13 protein-coding genes and 1 riboswitch are annotated in these 17,718 nt (G+C 68.1%); of the genes, 10 read left to right on the forward strand and 3 right to left on the reverse strand.

Annotated features, from left to right (window positions below; translation table 11 throughout):
• Positions 1–153 precede the first annotated feature (153 nt).
• The 7 genes from C5O79_RS15545 (at position 154) to C5O79_RS15580 (ending at position 10,139) form a co-directional block, all read left to right on the forward strand.
• Positions 154–1,737, forward strand: a complete 1,584-nt coding sequence (locus tag C5O79_RS15545; protein ID WP_046549449.1) for a Na+/H+ antiporter — start codon at positions 154–156, stop codon at positions 1,735–1,737.
• Positions 1,738–2,220: 483 nt separating this feature from the next.
• Complete coding sequence (locus tag C5O79_RS15550; protein WP_039344741.1) at positions 2,221–3,354, forward strand: hybrid sensor histidine kinase/response regulator; 1,134 nt, start codon at positions 2,221–2,223, stop codon at positions 3,352–3,354.
• A gap of 124 nt (positions 3,355–3,478) precedes the next feature.
• Positions 3,479–5,155 (forward strand): methyl-accepting chemotaxis protein, encoded by a 1,677-nt coding sequence (locus tag C5O79_RS15560; RefSeq protein WP_046549450.1) that lies wholly within the window; start codon positions 3,479–3,481, stop codon positions 5,153–5,155.
• Positions 5,152–5,664 (forward strand): chemotaxis protein CheW, encoded by a 513-nt coding sequence (locus C5O79_RS15565; RefSeq protein WP_046549451.1) that lies wholly within the window; start codon positions 5,152–5,154, stop codon positions 5,662–5,664. Before C5O79_RS15560 ends, C5O79_RS15565 begins: the two co-directional genes overlap by 4 nt.
• On the forward strand, positions 5,661–7,079 hold the full coding sequence (locus C5O79_RS15570) for a CheR family methyltransferase (protein WP_122475176.1): 1,419 nt from the start codon (positions 5,661–5,663) through the stop codon (positions 7,077–7,079). The genes C5O79_RS15565 and C5O79_RS15570 overlap by 4 nt, the downstream gene beginning before the upstream one ends.
• 46 nt (positions 7,080–7,125) lie before the next feature.
• Complete coding sequence (locus C5O79_RS15575; protein WP_122475179.1) at positions 7,126–7,833, forward strand: chemotaxis protein CheW; 708 nt, start codon at positions 7,126–7,128, stop codon at positions 7,831–7,833.
• Complete coding sequence (locus tag C5O79_RS15580; protein WP_122475181.1) at positions 7,830–10,139, forward strand: hybrid sensor histidine kinase/response regulator; 2,310 nt, start codon at positions 7,830–7,832, stop codon at positions 10,137–10,139. The genes C5O79_RS15575 and C5O79_RS15580 overlap by 4 nt, the downstream gene beginning before the upstream one ends.
• Positions 10,140–10,152: 13 nt before the next feature.
• Here the strand turns inward: C5O79_RS15580 and C5O79_RS15585 are convergent, their stop codons facing one another.
• A complete protein-coding gene (locus C5O79_RS15585) occupies positions 10,153–11,205 on the reverse strand; it encodes an RNA-guided endonuclease TnpB family protein (protein WP_131931461.1) in 1,053 nt (350 codons plus the stop codon).
• Positions 11,206–11,324: 119 nt separating this feature from the next.
• On the opposite strand from C5O79_RS15585, the gene C5O79_RS15590 reads away from it, so the two are divergent.
• From C5O79_RS15590 to C5O79_RS15600, 3 genes are all read left to right on the forward strand, one after another.
• Positions 11,325–12,344, forward strand: coding sequence for a chemotaxis response regulator protein-glutamate methylesterase (locus tag C5O79_RS15590; RefSeq protein ID WP_122475187.1), 1,020 nt, complete (start codon positions 11,325–11,327; stop codon positions 12,342–12,344).
• A gap of 77 nt (positions 12,345–12,421) precedes the next feature.
• Positions 12,422–12,525: riboswitch (Fluoride riboswitch) on the forward strand.
• Between the two features lie 79 nt (positions 12,526–12,604).
• Complete coding sequence (locus tag C5O79_RS15595) at positions 12,605–13,846, forward strand: voltage-gated chloride channel family protein (protein ID WP_047851655.1); 1,242 nt, start codon at positions 12,605–12,607, stop codon at positions 13,844–13,846.
• 88 nt (positions 13,847–13,934) lie between these two features.
• A complete protein-coding gene (locus C5O79_RS15600) occupies positions 13,935–14,513 on the forward strand; it encodes a hypothetical protein (RefSeq protein ID WP_122475189.1) in 579 nt (192 codons plus the stop codon).
• A gap of 14 nt (positions 14,514–14,527) precedes the next feature.
• On the opposite strand, the gene C5O79_RS15605 is transcribed toward C5O79_RS15600, so the two are convergent.
• Both C5O79_RS15605 and C5O79_RS15610 read right to left on the reverse strand, forming a co-directional pair.
• Complete coding sequence (locus C5O79_RS15605; RefSeq protein WP_046549458.1) at positions 14,528–15,241, reverse strand: riboflavin synthase; 714 nt, start codon at positions 15,239–15,241, stop codon at positions 14,528–14,530.
• A 214-nt stretch (positions 15,242–15,455) separates the two neighbouring features.
• Positions 15,456–17,318: an ABC transporter ATP-binding protein gene (locus C5O79_RS15610; RefSeq protein ID WP_122475192.1), complete on the reverse strand. Its 1,863-nt coding sequence runs from the start codon at positions 17,316–17,318 to the stop codon at positions 15,456–15,458.
• Positions 17,319–17,718 lie beyond the last annotated feature (400 nt).

Genomic DNA, 17,718 nt, shown 5'->3' on the forward strand with positions numbered 1-17,718 from the left:
GCGCCGGCATCCCGCCTGCACCGTACCCGCAGCGCGTGCAGCGCTGCCCGAACAGGCTCGACTGCGGGCCTCGCCTCATGATGTAATCGCGCGAAACTGCCGACCGGGGTACGACACCGGAAAGCGCGAATTCATTCTTCACGAGGTCGATTCATGTCCCCCGTCTCGGCATTCAAGCTGGTTTTGTTGTCATTTCTCGCGATCGTCGCGCTCGAATGCATCGCCAAGCGGCTGCGGCTGCCGCCCGCGGCCGCGCTGCTGATCGGCGGGATCGGCATCGCGTTCATTCCCGGCCTGCCGCCGATCAATCTCGATCCGGAACTGGTGCTGCTGGTGTTCCTGCCGCCGCTGCTGATGGACGGCGCGTACTTCTCGGTATGGGAGGAGTTCAAGCGCAACGTCGGCGGCATCCTGCTGCTCGCGATCGGCGCGGTCGTGTTCACGACCTTCGCGGTCGGCTTCGCCGTGCACTGGGTGGCGCCGTCGCTGCCGTGGGCCGCGTGCTTCGCACTCGGCGCGATCGTGTCGCCGCCCGACGCCGTTGCGGCGAAGGCCGTGCTCGAACGCGTCGCGCTGCCGCGCCGGCTGATGGTGCTGCTCGAAGGCGAAAGCCTGCTGAACGATGCGGCCGGTCTCGTGCTGTTTCGCTTCGCAGTCGTCGCGGCGCTGTCGGGCACCTTCAGCCTCGGCCATGCGGTCGTGGGTTTCGCGGAGCTCGGGCTCGGCGGCGTGGTGGTCGGCTTCGTGGTCGGCAAGCTCGTCGTGTGGTTCCTGAAGCTGCTCGACGACGACTACCTCGTGATCACCGTCGCGGTGATCGCCGGCTGGATCGCGTACATCGCCGGGGAGATGGTCGAAGTGTCCGGCGTGATCGCCACCGTCACGGCCGGCATGATCGTCGGCTGGCATCAGCACGAGGTGTTCTCGGCGGCCGTGCGCACGCGCGGCACTGCGTTCTGGCAGGTCATCGTGTTCCTGCTCGAAGCGATGGTGTTCGTGCTGATCGGGCTGTCGCTGCGCGGCGCGATCCACCGGCTCGGCGGTTTCGAGCAGGTGCTCGCCACGATGGTGCAGCCGACGCTCGCGGTGCTGGCGGCGGTGATCGTGTCGCGCTTCGTGTGGATCTACGCGGTCGAGGCGCTGAAGTGGCCGGTGCGCGGGATCGCGCGGCGCGGCGAAGCGCCCGACTGGAAGGCCGCGACGATCATGAGCTGGGCCGGGATGCGCGGCGTCGTCACGTTGGCGATCGCGTTGTCGCTGCCCGAGGCGATGCCCGGCCGCGACGTGATCCTGGTCGCGTCGTTTGCGGTGATCCTCGTCACCGTGCTGCTGCAGGGCACGACGATCGGGCCGCTGATCCGGTTGCTGCGCCTGCCGCAGCGTGAAGACCGCGCGTCGCACCACCTGACCGAGCCGCAGACGTGGGCGTACGTCGAGGCGGCACAGCTCGCGGCGATCCAGCCGCTCGTGCGCGACGAGAACGGGGTCGTGATCCATCCGCGCCTGCTCGAGCAGTACACGTATCGCGCGGAGTTGACGGAGCGGACGAAGAACGAGCCGACGTATCCGGCTGAAGTGCGCGCCGCGCACTACGACGTCGTGCTGGCCGCGATCCGGGCCGGGCGCGCGGAACTGTTGCGCCTGCACCGTTCGGGGCGCATCCACGACGAGATGCTGCACGCTCTCGAACGCGACCTCGACCTGCAGGAAGTGTCCGCGCAGCACGCGCGCGGGTAAGGCCGCACACCTTCGTCACCTCGCCATCGAGCGGCCGGCGCCAGCCGGCCCGAAGCGCGCCCGGGCCGATCGTTGCCGGGCGCGCCTTTTTTCTTTCGCGCGCCCACCGATTCGGCGGATTTTCATCCGGCCCTCAAATGCGGCGGCAGCCAGCCTTGCAGCGCATGCAAACCTTATCGCGCCGTTCTCGCAAACGTTATCGTCTTCCGAATCCGGAAATGATCCGATTTAACTGTTTCCGTCTCTTTCTGCATATTTGGCAAAACTAAACCGGATTGAGATAGATGCTGTGTTCTAATTTCATTTAGAATCAGCCGGTTATGTTTATTGAGAGAAAGGATGCGGAGGTAATGCGGCCGCCAACGGGGAGAAAATCGGCGTCCGAAACCCTGCAAGGCGGTGCCGACAGGCCAATTCGGCGGAATCAGGCGGGGTTTTCAACCGCTGAAATAAGATAGCGTCCAAGTCTGATAAACAACTCCTATGAAAGAATCGATTGGAGAATCGGCGTTTGAAACTGTATTTATGAAAGAATCGAGCGGTGATAATGCCTCGGATTGTCTTGAATCGGGGTTATCGGTCCTTCTCGTCGACGATCAACCGTTCGTCGGCGAAGTAATCCGCCGCGCGCTGCGCAGCGAACATGACATCGACCTGCACGTGTGCACCGACGCGCACCGGGCGATGGCGGTCGCACGCGACGTGAAGCCGACTGTCATCCTGCAGGATCTCGTGATGCCGGAGATCGACGGCCTCGATCTGGTTCGCGCGTGGCGTGCGGACGCCGGCACCGCTCGCGTGCCGATCATCGTGCTGTCCGCGAAGGAGGAGCCGATCGTCAAGCGCGAGGCGTTCATCGCCGGCGCGAACGACTACCTGGTGAAGCTCCCCGACGCGATGGAGCTGGCTGCCCGCATCCGCTATCACTCGAATTCCTACCTGATGTCCCGGCAGCGCGACGAGGCGCTCGATTTCCTCTCGCACGACATGCGTTCGCCGCAGACGTCGATCCTGGCGCTGCTCGAAGTCTACCGGAGCGAGCACGGCGAAATGCCGGCGATCATGGAGCGCATTGCCGGCCATGCGCGGCGCGCGCTCGCGCTGGCCGACGGCTTCATCCACCTGACCCGCGCGCAGTCCGAGCGCCGTGCGCACGAGGTCGTGAGTCTCAACGAGATCGTGCTCGACGCCGTCGACCAGCTGTGGGAGAAGGCGGCCGGGCTCGGCAGCCGGGTTGCCGCGCACGTGCCCGATACCGAGTGCGTGACGATGGGCGACCGCATGATGCTGACGCGCGCGGTCGCGAACCTGATCGACAACGGGCTGAAGTACGGCCCGGCGGGCACGGACGTGCACTGCACGCTGGGCAGCGAGGACGGCGCGTGGCTGATCGGTGTCGAGGACACCGGCGCGGGAATCGCGCCGGAGCAGCGCACGGCCGCGACGGAGTCGTTCGTGCAGCTCGAATCCGCGCATGGCGCGGCGCGCGGCGGCTTCGGCCTCGGGCTCGCGTTCGTCCGCGCGACGGCGGCGCGGCATCGCGGCCAGATCCTGATGCGCAATACGGCGCGCGGCTTCATGGTCGCGCTTCGGCTGCCGGCGCAAGCGGAGCGGTGATTTCGCGGCGCGGCCTGCCGGCGCCGCGCTGCCCGAGAGACCCTGATGCGCTCGTGGCGCGCCGTCCGGCGCGCAGGCGGGCGTGGATTTTTTTAACGCTGATTTTATAAAGCCCATAACGAACATGGCCACCGTGACGCCCCGCGCGACCAATGAAAGCCTGCATCCGACGATCGGCGCTGCCCGGCTGACGCTCGGCAATCGCATCCTGCTCAGCTTCGGCGTGCTGTTCGTGCTGATGCTGGTGACAGCCGGCGTCTCCTACGAGCGACTGCGAGCGATCAACAGCGAGGCCGTCAGCATCGAGCGCGACTCGCTGCCCGGCGTCTACCTCGCGGCATCGCTGCGCGCGTCGGTCAACGAATCGTTCGTGCTGCTGCAGCAGGCGACGTTCGTCGAGACCGATCCCGATGCCGTGCAGCGCGATCTCGCGAAGATCGCGGATGCGACGAAACAGGTCGAAGCGCTGTCGATCGACTATCAGGCGTCGATGTTTCGCGACGACGACCGTGCGCGCTTCGCGACGTTCCGTGGCGCGTACGACCGCTATCTTCCGCTGTTGAACGATGCGGTGCAGAAACACCGCGCGTCGCGCGACGACGCAGTCGGCGCGTACGCCAAGGCGCTGCCGCAGTGGAACGAGGTCGTGCAGGATGCGAACATCCTGGTGCAGGAGAACCGCAGGTTCGCCGATCAGTCGGCTAAGTTGATCCGCGAATCGGTGCAGGACACCGAGGCGGTGCTCGCGACCGCGCTGGCGATCATGCTGCTGTCCGCGCTCGGGCTCGGCTACGTGCTGTACCGTTCGGTGACCATGCCGATGGCGCGGCTCGTCGAGGTGCACGACGTGATGCGCACCGGCAACCTGACGCGCCGCCTCGACCTGCGCCGCCGCGACGAATTCGGCACGCTCGAGACGGGCTTCAACCGGATGGCCGACGAGCTGACCGAGCTCGTCGCCCGCGCGCAGCAGTCGTCGCTGCAGGTGACGACGTCGGTGGCCGAGATCGCGGCGACGTCGCGCGAACAGCAGGCGACCGCGAACGAAACCGCGGCGACGACGACCGAGATCGGCGCGACCTCGCGCGAGATCTTCGCGACGTCGCGCGACCTGCTGCGCACGATGAACGAGGTGGCCGGCGTGGCCGAGCAGTCGGCGACGCTCGCGGGCGTGAGCCAGAGCGGGCTCACGCGGATGGGCGAGACGATGCGCAGCGTGATGGACGCGGCCGGTTCGGTGAACGCGAAGCTCGCGATCCTCAACGAGAAGGCGCTGAACATCAACCAGGTGGTCGCGACGATCACCAAGGTGGCCGACCAGACCAACCTGCTGTCGCTGAACGCGGCGATCGAGGCCGAGAAGGCCGGCGAATACGGCCGCGGCTTCGCGGTCGTCGCGACCGAGATCCGCCGCCTCGCCGACCAGACGGCGGTGGCGACCTACGACATCGAGCAGACGGTGAAGGAAATCCAGTCGGCGGTGTCGGCGGGCGTGATGGGGATGGACAAGTTCTCCGAGGAAGTGCGCCGCGGGATGCTCGACGTGCAGCAGGTCGGCGGGCAGTTGTCGCAGATCATCGCCGAGGTGCAGACGCTCGCGCCGCGCTTCCAGATGGTCAACGAAGGGATGCAGACGCAGGCGAACGGCGCCGAGCAGATCACGCAGGCGCTGTCGCAGCTGTCGGAGGCCGCGCAGCAGACGGCCGAGTCGCTGCGCCAGTCGTCGCAGGCGATCGACGACCTGACGCTCGTGGCGAACCAGTTGCGCACCAGCGTATCGCGCTTCAAGGTCGACGCGTGACGCGCGCCGACCCGCAGAACGGCGCCCACGCGCTGTTCCTGATGTTCGAGCTCGACGGCGAACGCTATGCGCTCGACGCAGCCGGCATCGACGAGGTGCTGCCGCTCGCGGTCACGAAGGCCGTGCCCGGCGCACCCGAATGGATCGCCGGGCTGCTGATGCGCGGCGGCCAGCCGGTGCCGGTGATCGACGTGCCGATGCTGGCGCTCGGGCGCCGCGCGCATGCGCTGCGCTCGACGCGGCTCGTGATGGTCCGCTACCGCGCGGACGAAGCGGGCGGCGAGCGCACGATCGGGCTGATCGTCGAGCGCGCGACGCAGACGATGCGGATCGACCGCGCGGCGTTCCGGTCGAGCGGCATCTCGACCGCACGCACGCGCTGGCTCGGGCCCGTCGCGAATACGCCCGATGGCGTCGTGCAGCAGGTATCGGTGTCCGACCTGGTCGACGACGTCGCGCGCCTGTATCTGTTCGACGGCCTGCCGGGCCACGGGGGAGAGTCCGCATGAAAGAGTCCGAATCGCGATTTCGCGGCTGGCTGCTGCGCGAGACCGGCATCGACCCCGATTCGCTCGGCAACGATTTCCTGACCCGCGCGCTGACGGAACGCGTGCATGCGCTGCAGGCGGACGGCGAGCGCCTGCTGTCGGCGGCGCGGCCGCCCGTGACGCAGGACGCGCTCGACGCCTACTGGCAGCAGCTCAACGCGTCGGCCGACGAGCGGCGTGCGCTGATCGAGCTGTTCGTCGTGCCCGAGACCTGGTTTTTCCGCGACCGCGAGGCCTTCGCGACGCTCGCGCGGCTCGCGACGGAACGGCTCGCCGCGCTGCCAGGCCGCGTGATCCGCGTGCTGAGCGCGCCGTGCTCGACGGGCGAGGAGCCGTATTCGGCGGCGATGGCGCTGCTCGACGCAGGGCTCGACCCGGCCAGCTTCACGATCGACGCGATCGACCTCAGCGCGCGCGCGATCGAGCAGGCGCGGCTCGGCTGCTACGGGCGCAATGCGTTCCGCGGCACCGCGACGGAGTTTCGCGCGCGGTACTTCACGCCGACCCGCGACGGCTGGCTGCTCGACGAGCGCGTGCGTGCATGCGTGCAGTTCAGTCAGGCGAACCTCGTGGAGCCGGCCGTGGATACTGGCATTCGCTACGATTTCGTGTTCTGCCGAAACGTGCTGATCTACTTCGATCGCGACGCGCAGGATCGCGTGATCCGCTCGCTCGACGAGCGCCTGGCCGACGATGGCATGCTGTTCGTCGGGCCTGCCGAAACGGGCGTCGCGATGCGGCACGGGATGCGCTCGGCGCGCGTGCCGCTGGCGTTCGCGTTTCATCGCGAGGCCGCCGCCGCGGCGCCCGACGTATTCGCGGCCCGGCAGGCGGCACCGCTGGCGGCGGCAGCACCGTACCGGCGCGCGGAGCGTTTCACGGTTGCACCGCTTGCGGCGGCACGCTCGGTGCTGGCGGTCGCGCCGCCGGCCTGGCTCGACGACACACGTCAGCCGTTCGCGGCGGCGCCGCCGGCCATGCGCGCGGCCGCGCTCGACACACGGGGCGACCTGCCGGTGACGGCGGCCGAATCGGCCGAATCGGCCGGGTCGCTCGCACCGGTGGCGGAGCGACCCGCGCCGACGCTGGAAGAGGCGCAGGCGCTGGCGAATGCCGGCGCGTTCGACGAGGCCGAGCGCGTGCTCGCGCAGTTCTCGGCGCGCGTCGGGCCGCATGCCGATGCGTTCTACCTGAACGGGCTGATCGCGGATGCGCGCGGCCGCGCTGCGGAAGCCGGCGACTTCTACCGGAAGGCGCTGTACCTGCGGCCCACGCACCACGAAGCGCTGACCCATCTCGCGACGCTGCTCGACGTCGGCGGCGATCGTGCGGGCGCGCAATGGCTGCTCGAGCGCGCACGGCGCTCGGCCGGCTGACGAGACCATGGGTTGGGGACCGACACCGTGATGACCAGAGGATTCCATGAACCGCGCCGCCGCTGCCTTTGACGAGACGACGATCGACGTCGACGATTGCTGGAACCGGATCGGCACGCGCGGCGACCGCACGTGCGAGCGGCTGAACGACTGCCTGCGCTGCCTGAACTGTCCGGTGTACGCGTATCACGCGGCGAAGCTGCTCGAGCGTCCGCTCGACGGCGCCGAGATGGCCGACACCACGCGCCGGATGAGCGCGCCCGGCGCGCCGCACGTGCACGACGCCGACGCCGATGCGCACCATGCGGCGCTGGCGTTCCGTGTAGCCGACGAATGGCTCGCGCTGCCGATCGGCGTGCTGCGCGAGATCGCCGGCACGCGCCCGATCCATTCGCTGCCGCATCGGCGCAATTCGGCCGTGCGCGGCGTGGTCAACATCCGTGGCACGCTGCGCATCGCGATCTCGATCGGCGCGCTGCTCGGCCTCGATGCCGGCCAGGGCCGCAACGACGGTGACGACGACCGCTTCACGCGGCTGCTGGTGGCGGCGCACCAGGGCGAGCCCGTCGTGTTTCCGGTCGACGAAGTCGAGGGTGTGCTGCGCTTCGGCGCCTCCGACTGGGTGCCCGTGCCGGCGACGGTCGGGCGCGCGAGCGCCGGCCTGTCGCGCGGCGTGCTGTCGTGGCGCGGCAAGTCGGTGGGCCTGCTCGACGACGACCGCCTGTTCGACGCAGTCACACGGAGCATGCGATGAGCGGCGATGACGACCTGAGCCACCTGTCGCTGCTCGAGCTGTATCGCGAGGAGACGCGCACGCAGACCCAGGCGCTGTCCGAGCGGCTGCTCGCGCTCGAATCGGGTGAACCCGATTCCGTCGCGCTCGAGGCGTGCATGCGCGCCGCGCACTCGCTGAAAGGCGCCGCGCGCATCGTCGGCGTGCCGCTCGGCGTCGACATCGCAGGGCGGATGGAAGAGTGCTTCGTCGCCGCGCAGGCCGGCACGATCGCGCTGACGGCCACGCACGTCGACGTGCTGCTGGCGGGCGTCGATCTGCTGGTGCGCGTCGGCGATCCGCAAGGGCAGCCCGTCACGCAGACGGAGATCGACGTGTTCGCGGCGGCGCTGACCGGCGCAGACGGCGCGCAGACGATGCAGGCGGCGGCCGCGGTCCCGCCGCCGGTGCCGCCGTCGATCGTCCCGTATCGGGAGCACGACGGCGCCGCGAACGAACCCGTCGGGGCGAGCGCCGCGGTGCTGCCGCTTGCGGTATCGGGCGGGGTGCCCGATCCGGCCCAGGCCGGCCGCGTGGCCGGCGCCGGCGCGATGCGCCGCGTGCGTGCGGACACGCTGAACCGGCTGCTGAGCCTGTCCGGCGAATCGCTGGTCGAATCGCGCTGGCTCAAGCCGTTCGCCGAATCGATGCTGCGCGTGAAGCGCGCCCAGCGCGACGCGGCCCGGTCACTCGATTTGATGTACGAACAATTTGCCGACGATCTCGACCCGGGCATGCTCGCATCGATGAACGAAGTGCGGCACATGCTCAACGACCTGCAGCGTTCGCTCGCCGAGCGCATGGACGAATTCGACCGCTTCGAGCGGCGCAGCACGCATATCGCCGAGCAGCTGTACGACGAGGCGCTGCAGTGCCGGATGCGGCCGTTCGGCGACGCGACGCGCGCATACCCGCGCATCGTCCGCGATCTCGCGCGCTCGCTCGGCAAGCAGGTGCGTTTCTCGATCGTCGGCGAGGGCACGCAGGTCGACCGCGACATCCTCGACCTGCTCGACGCGCCGCTCGGCCACCTGCTGCGCAATGCGATCGACCACGGCGTCGATTCGCCGGAGGCGCGGCGAGCGCGCGGCAAGCCGGCCGAGGCGAGCGTGACGCTGGAGGCGCGCCACAGCGCCGGCTCGCTGCTGGTCAGCGTGATCGACGACGGGCCGGGTGTCGACATGGACGCGCTGCGCGCGGCCGTCGTGCGCCAGCGCCTGACCGACGACGAGACGGCCGCGCGGCTGTCCGATCCGGAACTGCTCGAATTCCTGCTGCTGCCGGGCTTCTCGATGCGCGATGCGGTGACCGACGTGTCGGGCCGCGGCGTCGGGCTCGACGCGGTGCAGGAGATGGTGCGCGGCGTGCGCGGCGCGGTGCGGATCTTCAACGAACCGGGCGCGGGCATGCGCTTCGTGCTGCAGTTGCCGCTCACGCTGTCGGTGATCCGCAGCCTGCTCGTCGAAGTGGGCGGCGAGCCGTATGCGTTTCCGCTCGCGCACGTGCGCCGCACGCTGGAGCTCGCGCACGACGATATCGACGTGCTCGAAGGGCAGCCGCATTTCCCGTTCGACGGCCGGCGCGCGGGCCTCGTCGCCGCGCACCAGTTGCTCGATGCGGGCGAGCCCGACGTCGGGCGCACGAGCACGGCGGTCGTGGTCGTCGGTGCGGAGCCGGAGTTGTACGGCGTCGCGGTCGACCGCTTCCTCGGCGAGCGGATGCTCGTCGTGCAGCCGCTCGACAGCCGCCTGCACAAGATCCAGAACATCGCGGCCGGCGCGCTGCTCGAGAACGGCGACCCGGTGCTGATCGTCGACGTCGAGGACCTGATCCGCTCGGTCGACAAGCTCGTGCGCGGCGGGCAGCTCGCGCGGCTCACGCGTGATCCGCAGCTCGCGCTCGCCGACCGGCGCCGCCGCGTGCTCGTCGTCGACGATTCGCTGACGGTGCGCGAGCTCGAACGCAAGCTGCTGGAAAAGCGCGGCTACGACGTGACGGTCGCGGTCGACGGGATGGAAGGCTGGAACGCGGTGCGCAGTGATGCGTTCGATCTCGTCGTCACGGACGTCGACATGCCGCGGATGGACGGCATCGAGCTCGTCACGCTGATCAAGGGCGATCCGATGCTCAAGCGCCTGCCGGTGATGATCGTGTCGTACAAGGATCGCGACGAGGATCGCCGTCGCGGGCTTGATGCGGGCGCCGACTACTACCTCGCGAAGAGCAGCTTCCACGACGAGGCGTTGCTCGACGCCGTGCACGACCTGATCGGAGACGCGCGCGGTTGACGTCCTCCACCGCCTAAAGGCGGAGGATTCCCACACCTGGCGATGCACGTCCGCATCGGAGAATGTTCAGCGCAGCGTTGATATCACGATCATGCTCGACACCACAGTCACTGCAGGCCCATTCTCTTATTCTCAGTCCTGCGATACCTTTCGGCCGCGCCGTGTTGTCTTTCGATCCGCACGCCGAACAGGACTGGGTCGAACCGCTTTCGTCGACTTCCTCGAACGTGGCCCCGTGCACGATCGCTTTGTAGCGGAGCTTGTTTCGGAAGGACGACCAGGACGCGTCGTAGACGCTCTTCGCCATCCTGATTCTGGCGAGTTTGACAGGCGACACGTTGCCGACCGCGATGTAATCGAAGCGCCGCACCAGATCGAGCGCGAGTTTATGCTGGAAATCGGCACGGGCATTCGCCACCTTGGCGTGCAGCTTCGCGATATGCCGCTTGTGCTTTCGTGCCCGTTGCGCTTTCGCCAGCTTCTCGGCCGCGCATCGACCGAACCGATCGTTAGGCAGTCTCTCGCCCGTCGAAAGTGTGGCGAAGTCTTTCAGGCCGAGATCGATGCCAACACCAGAACGGATCGCTCGAGCCTGAACATCGGGCACCTCGATCACGATGTTGAGGAACCAGTTGCCGCGTGCATCCTGTGCAAAGTTGCTCCCGTCCTTGATCTTGCCTTCGGGAAGCGCCCGGCTGTTGAACACGCGGAAGGTGTTGCCGGCAAAGCGAAACGCTTCGCCTTCGCGCTTCAGGTCACGGCCCTTCAGCGGCACCCAGCCCAGCGATTTTCTGCCGCGATAGCGCAGGTAAGGGCGTCGGTGTTGGCTGCGCGACTTCGCATATTGCTCGCACGTCGCGTTGATCGTGCCGGAGTGGATGCCGAGTTCCTTGCTGCTCCCCGTCGTCAGCACGTTCAGATCAAACCCGGTCGGCCACTTCTTGCTCCACTTGAGCGCGTGCTTCTGCGTGTCATTGCAGAAGTTCCAGACGTAGTTCACCGCACGGCTCTGCTTGTTGAGCAGTCCGTTGAGCGACTTCACGCGGTAGCGGTAGACAAGGATCATGCCGGTGATCCTAACCCGTCGAAGAAGCTGCCTGTCAACAGCATTCCTTTCCTTCCCGCCATCCGCCCCGAAGGAAGTCCCCTTGGGGGAAATGGCGGGGTTCCTCGGAGCAAATCCTGATGAACATCGGCATCGTCAACGACTTGCCGCTGGCCGTGGAGGCACTGCGCCGCGTGATCGCGCTGCGCACGGATCACCGCGTGCTGTGGGTCGCGACCGACGGCGACGAGGCGGTGGATTTCTGCGTCGCGCATCCGCCCGATGTCGTGCTGATGGATCTCGTGATGCCGAAGGTCGACGGCGTGGCCGCGACGCGCCAGATCATGGCGCGCGCGCCGTGCGCGATCCTGATCGTGACGGCGAGCGTCAGCGCGAATACATCGTCGGTGTACGAGGCGATGGGCGCCGGTGCGCTCGATGCGGTCGATACGCCGACGCTCGCGCTCGGGCTGTCGACGGATGCGTCGCCGCAGGCGCTGCTCGCGAAGATCGACCAGATCGGCCGGCTGCTCGAAAGCCGCGCCACGGCCCTTGTGCCGCCGGGGCCGGCGCCCGAGCGCGGCCAGCCGACGCTCGTCGCGATCGGCGCGTCCGCAGGCGGGCCGACTGCGCTGACTGCGCTGTTGCGGGCGCTGCCGGGTGATTTTCCGGCGGCGATCGTGATCGTCCAGCACGTCGACCAGGCGTTCGCGCTGGGAATGGCCGAGTGGCTCGACGGCTATACGCGGCTGCCGGTGCGCGTCGCGCGGCAGGGCAGCGTGCCGCAGGCCGGCGAAGTGCTGCTCGCGGCGACCAACGATCACCTGACCCTGTCGCCGCGCGGCGTGCTCGGCTATACGCGGCATCCGGTCGAGACGCCGTACCGGCCGTCGATCGACGTGTTCTTCAACAGCGTCGCCGACGGCTGGCAGGGCGAGGCGTTCGGCGTGCTGCTGACGGGCATGGGGCGCGACGGCGCGCTCGGCCTGAAGGCGATGCGCGCGAAGGGCTGCTACACGATCGCGCAGGACGAGGCGACCAGCGCCGTCTACGGGATGCCGAAGGCGGCCGCGGCGATCGGCGCGGCGTCGGCGATCCTGCCGCTCGAGCGGATCGCGCCGCAGCTGATCTCGCGCATCACGCGTCCGCTGCGCGACTGACGGCGCCCTGCGGCGCGCGTGACGCCGTTGCCGTGCCGTGGCCGCATTGCGGGCGGCGCGGGGCGTCGCGTACAATGGCGGCCTGCGGAGATGGCATGCCTCCCTGCGGTCGTAGTCGGCGCGTTGCGCACGGTGCGGCCCTCAACCGCCGGTCAGCCCGGCTGATGATGCCTGCGTGTTCCTGGGTCGTCAGGAGGTCGCAGGCCGTCCATGCGGGTTTCTGCCGCCCAGGTTTTGATGTTCCGTCGAATCTGGAAATCATGTTTTTCACGACTTCTGCCGATCTTCTCGCGACCGTGCGCTATGTGTGCCGCTGGCTCGCGCTCTCGGCCCTGCTTGGCACGCTGGCCGGCACGGCTTCCGCCCTGTTCCTGATCGCGCTCGACTGGGCGACCGGCACACGCGTCGCGCATCCGTGGCTGCTGTGGGGGCTGCCGGCCGCCGGTTTCGCGACCGGCTGGATCTACCATCGCTTCGGCCAGTCCGTCGCGCGCGGCAACAACCTGCTGATCGACGAGATTCACGACCCGAAGGCGCTCGTGCCGAAGCGGATGGCGCCGCTCGTGCTCGTCGCGACCGTCGTCACGCACCTGTTTGGCGGTTCGGCCGGGCGCGAGGGTACCGCCGTGCAGATGGGCGGCGCGCTCGCCGATCGCGTCACGCACGTGTTCCGTCTCGATCGGGAGCATCGCCGCGTGCTGCTGATGGGCGGCATCGCGGCCGGTTTCGCATCGGTGTTCGGCACGCCGCTCGCGGGCGCCGTGTTCGGGCTCGAGGTGCTCGCGATCGGGCGCGTGCGGTACGACGCGCTGCTGACCTGCGTTGCATCGGCCATCGTCGCGGACGTCGTCTGCCGCGCGTGGGGCGTGCATCACACGGCCTATGCGATTCCGTTCGTGCCGGCCGTGTCGGCGACGGGGCTGGCCGTGACGGTCGTCGCGGGCATCGCGTTCGGCGTGGTCGGGCGGCTGTTTGCGTTCGCGACGCATGCGCTGACCGCGTGGTTCCGCAAAGTCGTCCGCTATGCGCCGCTGCAGCCGGTGCTCGGCGGCCTGCTGGTCGCCGCGGCCGCCACCGCGCTGAACGTGCCGCAGTATCTCGGCCTCGGCATCCCGACGATCGAGGCCGCGTTTCATGGCCCGTTGCCGCTCTACGATTTCGCGGGCAAGTTCGCGTTCACCGTCGTCACGCTCGCGTCGGGGTTCAAGGGCGGCGAAGTGACGCCGCTGTTCTACATCGGCGCGACGCTCGGCAACGCGCTCGGCCAGGTGCTGGCGTTGCCGGTGCCCGTGCTCGCGGGGCTCGGCTTCGTCGCGGTGTTCGCAGGCGCGGCCAATACGCCGATCGCATCGACGATCATGGCGATCGAACTGTTCGGCGCGGATATCGGCGTGTATGCGATCGTCGCGTGCGTGGTCGCGTATCTGTTCTCGGGGCACGCGGGGATCTATCGCGCGCAGCGGGTGGCGGTGGGGAAGGGGGCGCAGGTGGAGGCGGAGTGAGCGTGAGACAGCATGACCGCTGCTCATCTCCGTCAACCGTGCGCCGATGCCATTCACGGAATGCCGGAAACCCGTCAGGGAGCACCCAATGACGCTGGAAGACTTTCTGATCGAAGCGCGGCGCCTCGCCAGGCCATCCCATCAATACCGCTTTGCGGAAGATGGCGAGCCCGTCACCGGCTATTGGCATGGCGTCGAGGCGGGCGCGTTGTGCCTTTCCGTCGAGCGTGAAGGCACGTGGCTGAACGTGTATCTCGACGCGGACGGAGCATCAGGCCGCGTGGAAACCGCTACGCAACCGGTTCGGTCCGAACGCCCGCTGTACCGAACCGATGCAACGTCGCTCCCGCCGATCGAAGCGGTGTTCCGCTTCGGCTCCGCCGCGATCGACGCCTATCTCGACGCGCACGGCTGGCAACGCGACTGGGGATTCAACAGCAACTTCAAGGGCATCGCGGCGCACGACTACGAGCGTGAGTGGATGGCGCAATGCCCGCTGTACACGGGCGGGGTGGTGGCCGTCGCGGGCGGATGGAACATGCCCTGGCCCGACGACGACGAACTGATCGGCCTCGATCTCGTCCTCTGGACGTTCGAGGAATCGGAGCCGTGGGTCGAGGTGTTTTCCGACGGCGGCCGGTACTCGGTGATCCAGCGGATCACCTAGCTTCCCGGCAGCCGTTACTGCTTCGGCAGCCGCGCGACATGCCGCGCCAGCAGTTCCTCGATATCGATGCCTTTTTCCGCCAGCAACGCGGTGACGACGCCGTTCAGTTCGCCGAGCGTCTCCTTGACCGCTTCCCGGATCGTATCGACGACCACCTGCGTGCTGCGCTCGATCTCGATGTTGACGGTGTCGTTGACGCCCTTCGCGTCGAAGGTCGTCGCGCGGCGCGTTTCGGGAATCAGCCAGACATCGAACCAGCCTTCGTCGCGGTTGACGTCGGACACCGTCAGGCTGCAGCCGTTGATCGCGATATAGCCCTTCGCGAACACATACCGCTTGAACGCCTCCGGCACGCCGATGCGCACCATCCGGTTGTGTTCGGACATCGCGATGTGCCGGATGGTCCCGGTGAAATCCACGTGGCCCGACAGCGGATGCCCGCCGATCTCCGCGCCGTCCTTGGCGGCCCGCTCCACGTTGATGTGCGCGCCCGTCGTGAGATCGGCCAGCGTGGTGATCCGCAGGCTCGGCAGCATCACGTCGAAGTCGATCAGCTCCGGCGAATGGATGGTCGTTACCGTCAGGCAGACGCCGTCGACCGACACGCTCGCGCCGATCTCGATATCGTCGGTAAAGTGCTCCGGGAATTCGATGCTGAAGGTTCTCAGTTCCCCGTGATCGGCGATGCGCTTGATGGTGGCAACGCCCTGGACAATTCCTGTAAACATGGTCGATCCCTAGTCGCAAATTTCCTGGTCGACATGATAAGGGATACCGGAAAAGGGCACGTCGTGGCGCGCGGCATCGGGGCGGCAGGCGCGAGGCGCGAGGCGCAGGCCAAAAAAAGACCGTGCACCTGGCACGGCCTCGATCCGGATCCGTTTGTCGACGCGCGCCGGCGGTGATGACCGCACCGTCGGCGCGTGCCGCGCTACGCTTGCGTCACGCCTCGGCCGGCTCGCCGAGCGGCCCGGCATCGTCGTCCGCCGTGCGCCGCGGCGAATCGGCGAGCCCCTTCGCAAGCTCCAGCGCCTGCCGCTCGAACAGCCGGCGATAGGTGCCGCCGTCGATCCGGATCAGCGCGTCGTGGCTGCCTTCCTCGATCACCTTGCCGCGATCGAGCACCAGCAGCCGGTCGAGCGCGCGCACGGTCGACAGCCGGTGCGCGACCACGAGCGTCGTGCGGCCGACCATCAGCCGCTCCATCGCCTGCTGGATCAGCAGCTCGCTTTCGCTGTCGAGGCTCGACGTGGCTTCGTCGAGGATCAGGATCGGCGCATCGGCGAGGAACGCGCGTGCAATCGCGACCCGCTGGCGTTCACCGCCCGACAGCTTGATCCCGCGCTCGCCGACGAGCGTGTCATAGCCGTCCGGCAGCGTGGCGATGAAGTCGTGCGCGCTGGCGAGCCGCGCGGCGCGCTCGATGTCGGCCCGGCTCGCGTCGGGGCGCGCATACGCGATGTTCTCCGCGAGCGTGCGGTGAAACAGCACGGGCTCCTGCTGGACGATCGCGATCTGGCTGCGCAGCGAATCCTGCCGTACCTGCGCGATGTCCTGGCCGTCGATCGTGATGCGGCCGCCCGACACGTCGTACAGGCGCTGGATCAGCTTGATGAACGACGTCTTGCCCGACCCCGAGTGGCCGACGAGGCCCACGCGCTCGCCCGGCGCGATCCGCATCGAGAAATCGTCGTACAGCGGCACCGGATGGTTGTCGTAGCGGAACGTCACGTGCTCGAAGCGGATCTCGCCTTGTTCGATCCGGATCGCCGGCGCGCCGGGACGATCGTCGATGCCGAGCGGCTGGCGTTCGAGCGCGACGAGTTCTTCCATGTCGTTCACGGAGCGCTGCAGGTTGCGGATGTGCATGCCGACGTCGCGCAGGTAGCCCTGCAGCATGAAGAACATCGTCAGCGCGAACGCGATGTCGCCGACGCTCGCCTCGTCGTTCACCCACAGCCGCAGCGCGACACCGATCATCGCGGCCTGCATCGCCACGAGCATCGCGCCCTGCAACCCGCCGTTGAGCGTGCCGCGCACCCACGTGCGGCGCGTGCGTTGCCGCCACTTGCCGATCACGCGCGCGAGCCGCGCTTCCTCGCGCGTTTCCGCGCCGAACGCCTTGACGACCGCGTTGCAGCTCACGGCATCGGCGAGCGCGCCGCCCATGCGCGTGTCCCACAGGTTGCCGAGCCGCGCGGCCGGCGCGACGATGCCGAGCGACACGGCCACCGTTACCGTGATGTACAGCAGCGAACCCGCGCCGACGACGAGCCCCATCACGGGCCAGTGCGTGCCGAGCAGCACGGTGGCGCCGACGAGCATCGTGACCGACGGCAGCAGCGCGATCAGCACGGTGTCGTTCAGCAGGTCGAGCGCCCAGATTCCGCGCGTGATCTTGCGCACGGTCGAGCCCGCGAAGCTGTTCGCGTGCCAGTCGGTCGAGAAGCGCTGCACGCGATGGAACGACGCAGCCGCGATCTCGCTCATCATCTTCAACGTGAGCGTGATGATGTTCAGGTAGACGCCTTGCCGCAGCACCGTCGCGCCGAGGCCGAGCGCGGCGAGCGTGCCGAACGCGACGAGCGCCGCATGCCACGCGGCGGCGCGATCGGACAGGCCGGTCGACAGCGCGTCGACGAGGCGGCCCGCGAACAGCGGCGTGAGCACGTCGGCGAGCGCGGCGAGCAGTGCGAGGCTCGCGACCAGGGCGGTGCGTGCCGGCTGCTTGCGCCAGTAGCGGAAGGTGAAGCCGAAGACGGCCTGGAATGCCTGGCCGCCCAGATGGGAGGTTTTTCTGGTCATTTATCGTTGCCCGGCGCATCGCGCGACGGGACTTTCCGGTTCGGAGAACATCGAAAACGCAACAGCCGGGCCGCGCGAAAATCGCGGGCGGAAAACGAAACGGGCTGTCGGGAAACGGCGCGGCTGACGGGTTAGCGGAAAACTCGGGAGCCGGCGCGGACGGCGGGCTGGATCAGCTGAGCCGTGGGACCACGTTCGGGAAGGTTGCTGGCATTCGGAACATCTGCACCTCCCCTGAAGTGAACGGTTGAAAAGACGCCGAAAAGACGCGAAAAGATTTTATCAGCAGTGAAGGGCGCGCCGCAACGTCTGACGAATGCGGCGTTGCAGCGTCGATACGTTAGTATTCAGGGTTTCGGCCCTTCTTTTGGTGCCTTTCCCCAGTGCGGCAGCGCAAGGG

Origin of the sequence: Burkholderia sp. SRS-25, assembly GCF_004343765.1 — a bacterium.
Taxonomy (GTDB): domain Bacteria; phylum Pseudomonadota; class Gammaproteobacteria; order Burkholderiales; family Burkholderiaceae; genus Burkholderia; species Burkholderia contaminans.

Excerpts from the sequence above, each read along its gene's own strand:
- C5O79_RS15545 (WP_046549449.1), top strand. The coding sequence starts at position 154 with ATGTCCCCCGTCTCGGCATTCAAGCTGGTTTTGTTGTCATTTCTCGCG.
- C5O79_RS15550 (WP_039344741.1), top strand. The coding sequence starts at position 2,221 with ATGAAAGAATCGATTGGAGAATCGGCGTTTGAAACTGTATTTATGAAA.
- C5O79_RS15560 (WP_046549450.1), top strand. The coding sequence starts at position 3,479 with ATGGCCACCGTGACGCCCCGCGCGACCAATGAAAGCCTGCATCCGACG.
- C5O79_RS15570 (WP_122475176.1), top strand. The coding sequence starts at position 5,661 with ATGAAAGAGTCCGAATCGCGATTTCGCGGCTGGCTGCTGCGCGAGACC.
- C5O79_RS15575 (WP_122475179.1), top strand. The coding sequence starts at position 7,126 with ATGAACCGCGCCGCCGCTGCCTTTGACGAGACGACGATCGACGTCGAC.
- C5O79_RS15580 (WP_122475181.1), top strand. The coding sequence starts at position 7,830 with ATGAGCGGCGATGACGACCTGAGCCACCTGTCGCTGCTCGAGCTGTAT.
- C5O79_RS15585 (WP_131931461.1), bottom strand. The coding sequence starts at position 11,205 with ATGATCCTTGTCTACCGCTACCGCGTGAAGTCGCTCAACGGACTGCTC.
- C5O79_RS15590 (WP_122475187.1), top strand. The coding sequence starts at position 11,325 with ATGAACATCGGCATCGTCAACGACTTGCCGCTGGCCGTGGAGGCACTG.
- C5O79_RS15595 (WP_047851655.1), top strand. The coding sequence starts at position 12,605 with ATGTTTTTCACGACTTCTGCCGATCTTCTCGCGACCGTGCGCTATGTG.
- C5O79_RS15600 (WP_122475189.1), top strand. The coding sequence starts at position 13,935 with ATGACGCTGGAAGACTTTCTGATCGAAGCGCGGCGCCTCGCCAGGCCA.
- C5O79_RS15605 (WP_046549458.1), bottom strand. The coding sequence starts at position 15,241 with ATGTTTACAGGAATTGTCCAGGGCGTTGCCACCATCAAGCGCATCGCC.
- C5O79_RS15610 (WP_122475192.1), bottom strand. The coding sequence starts at position 17,318 with ATGACCAGAAAAACCTCCCATCTGGGCGGCCAGGCATTCCAGGCCGTC.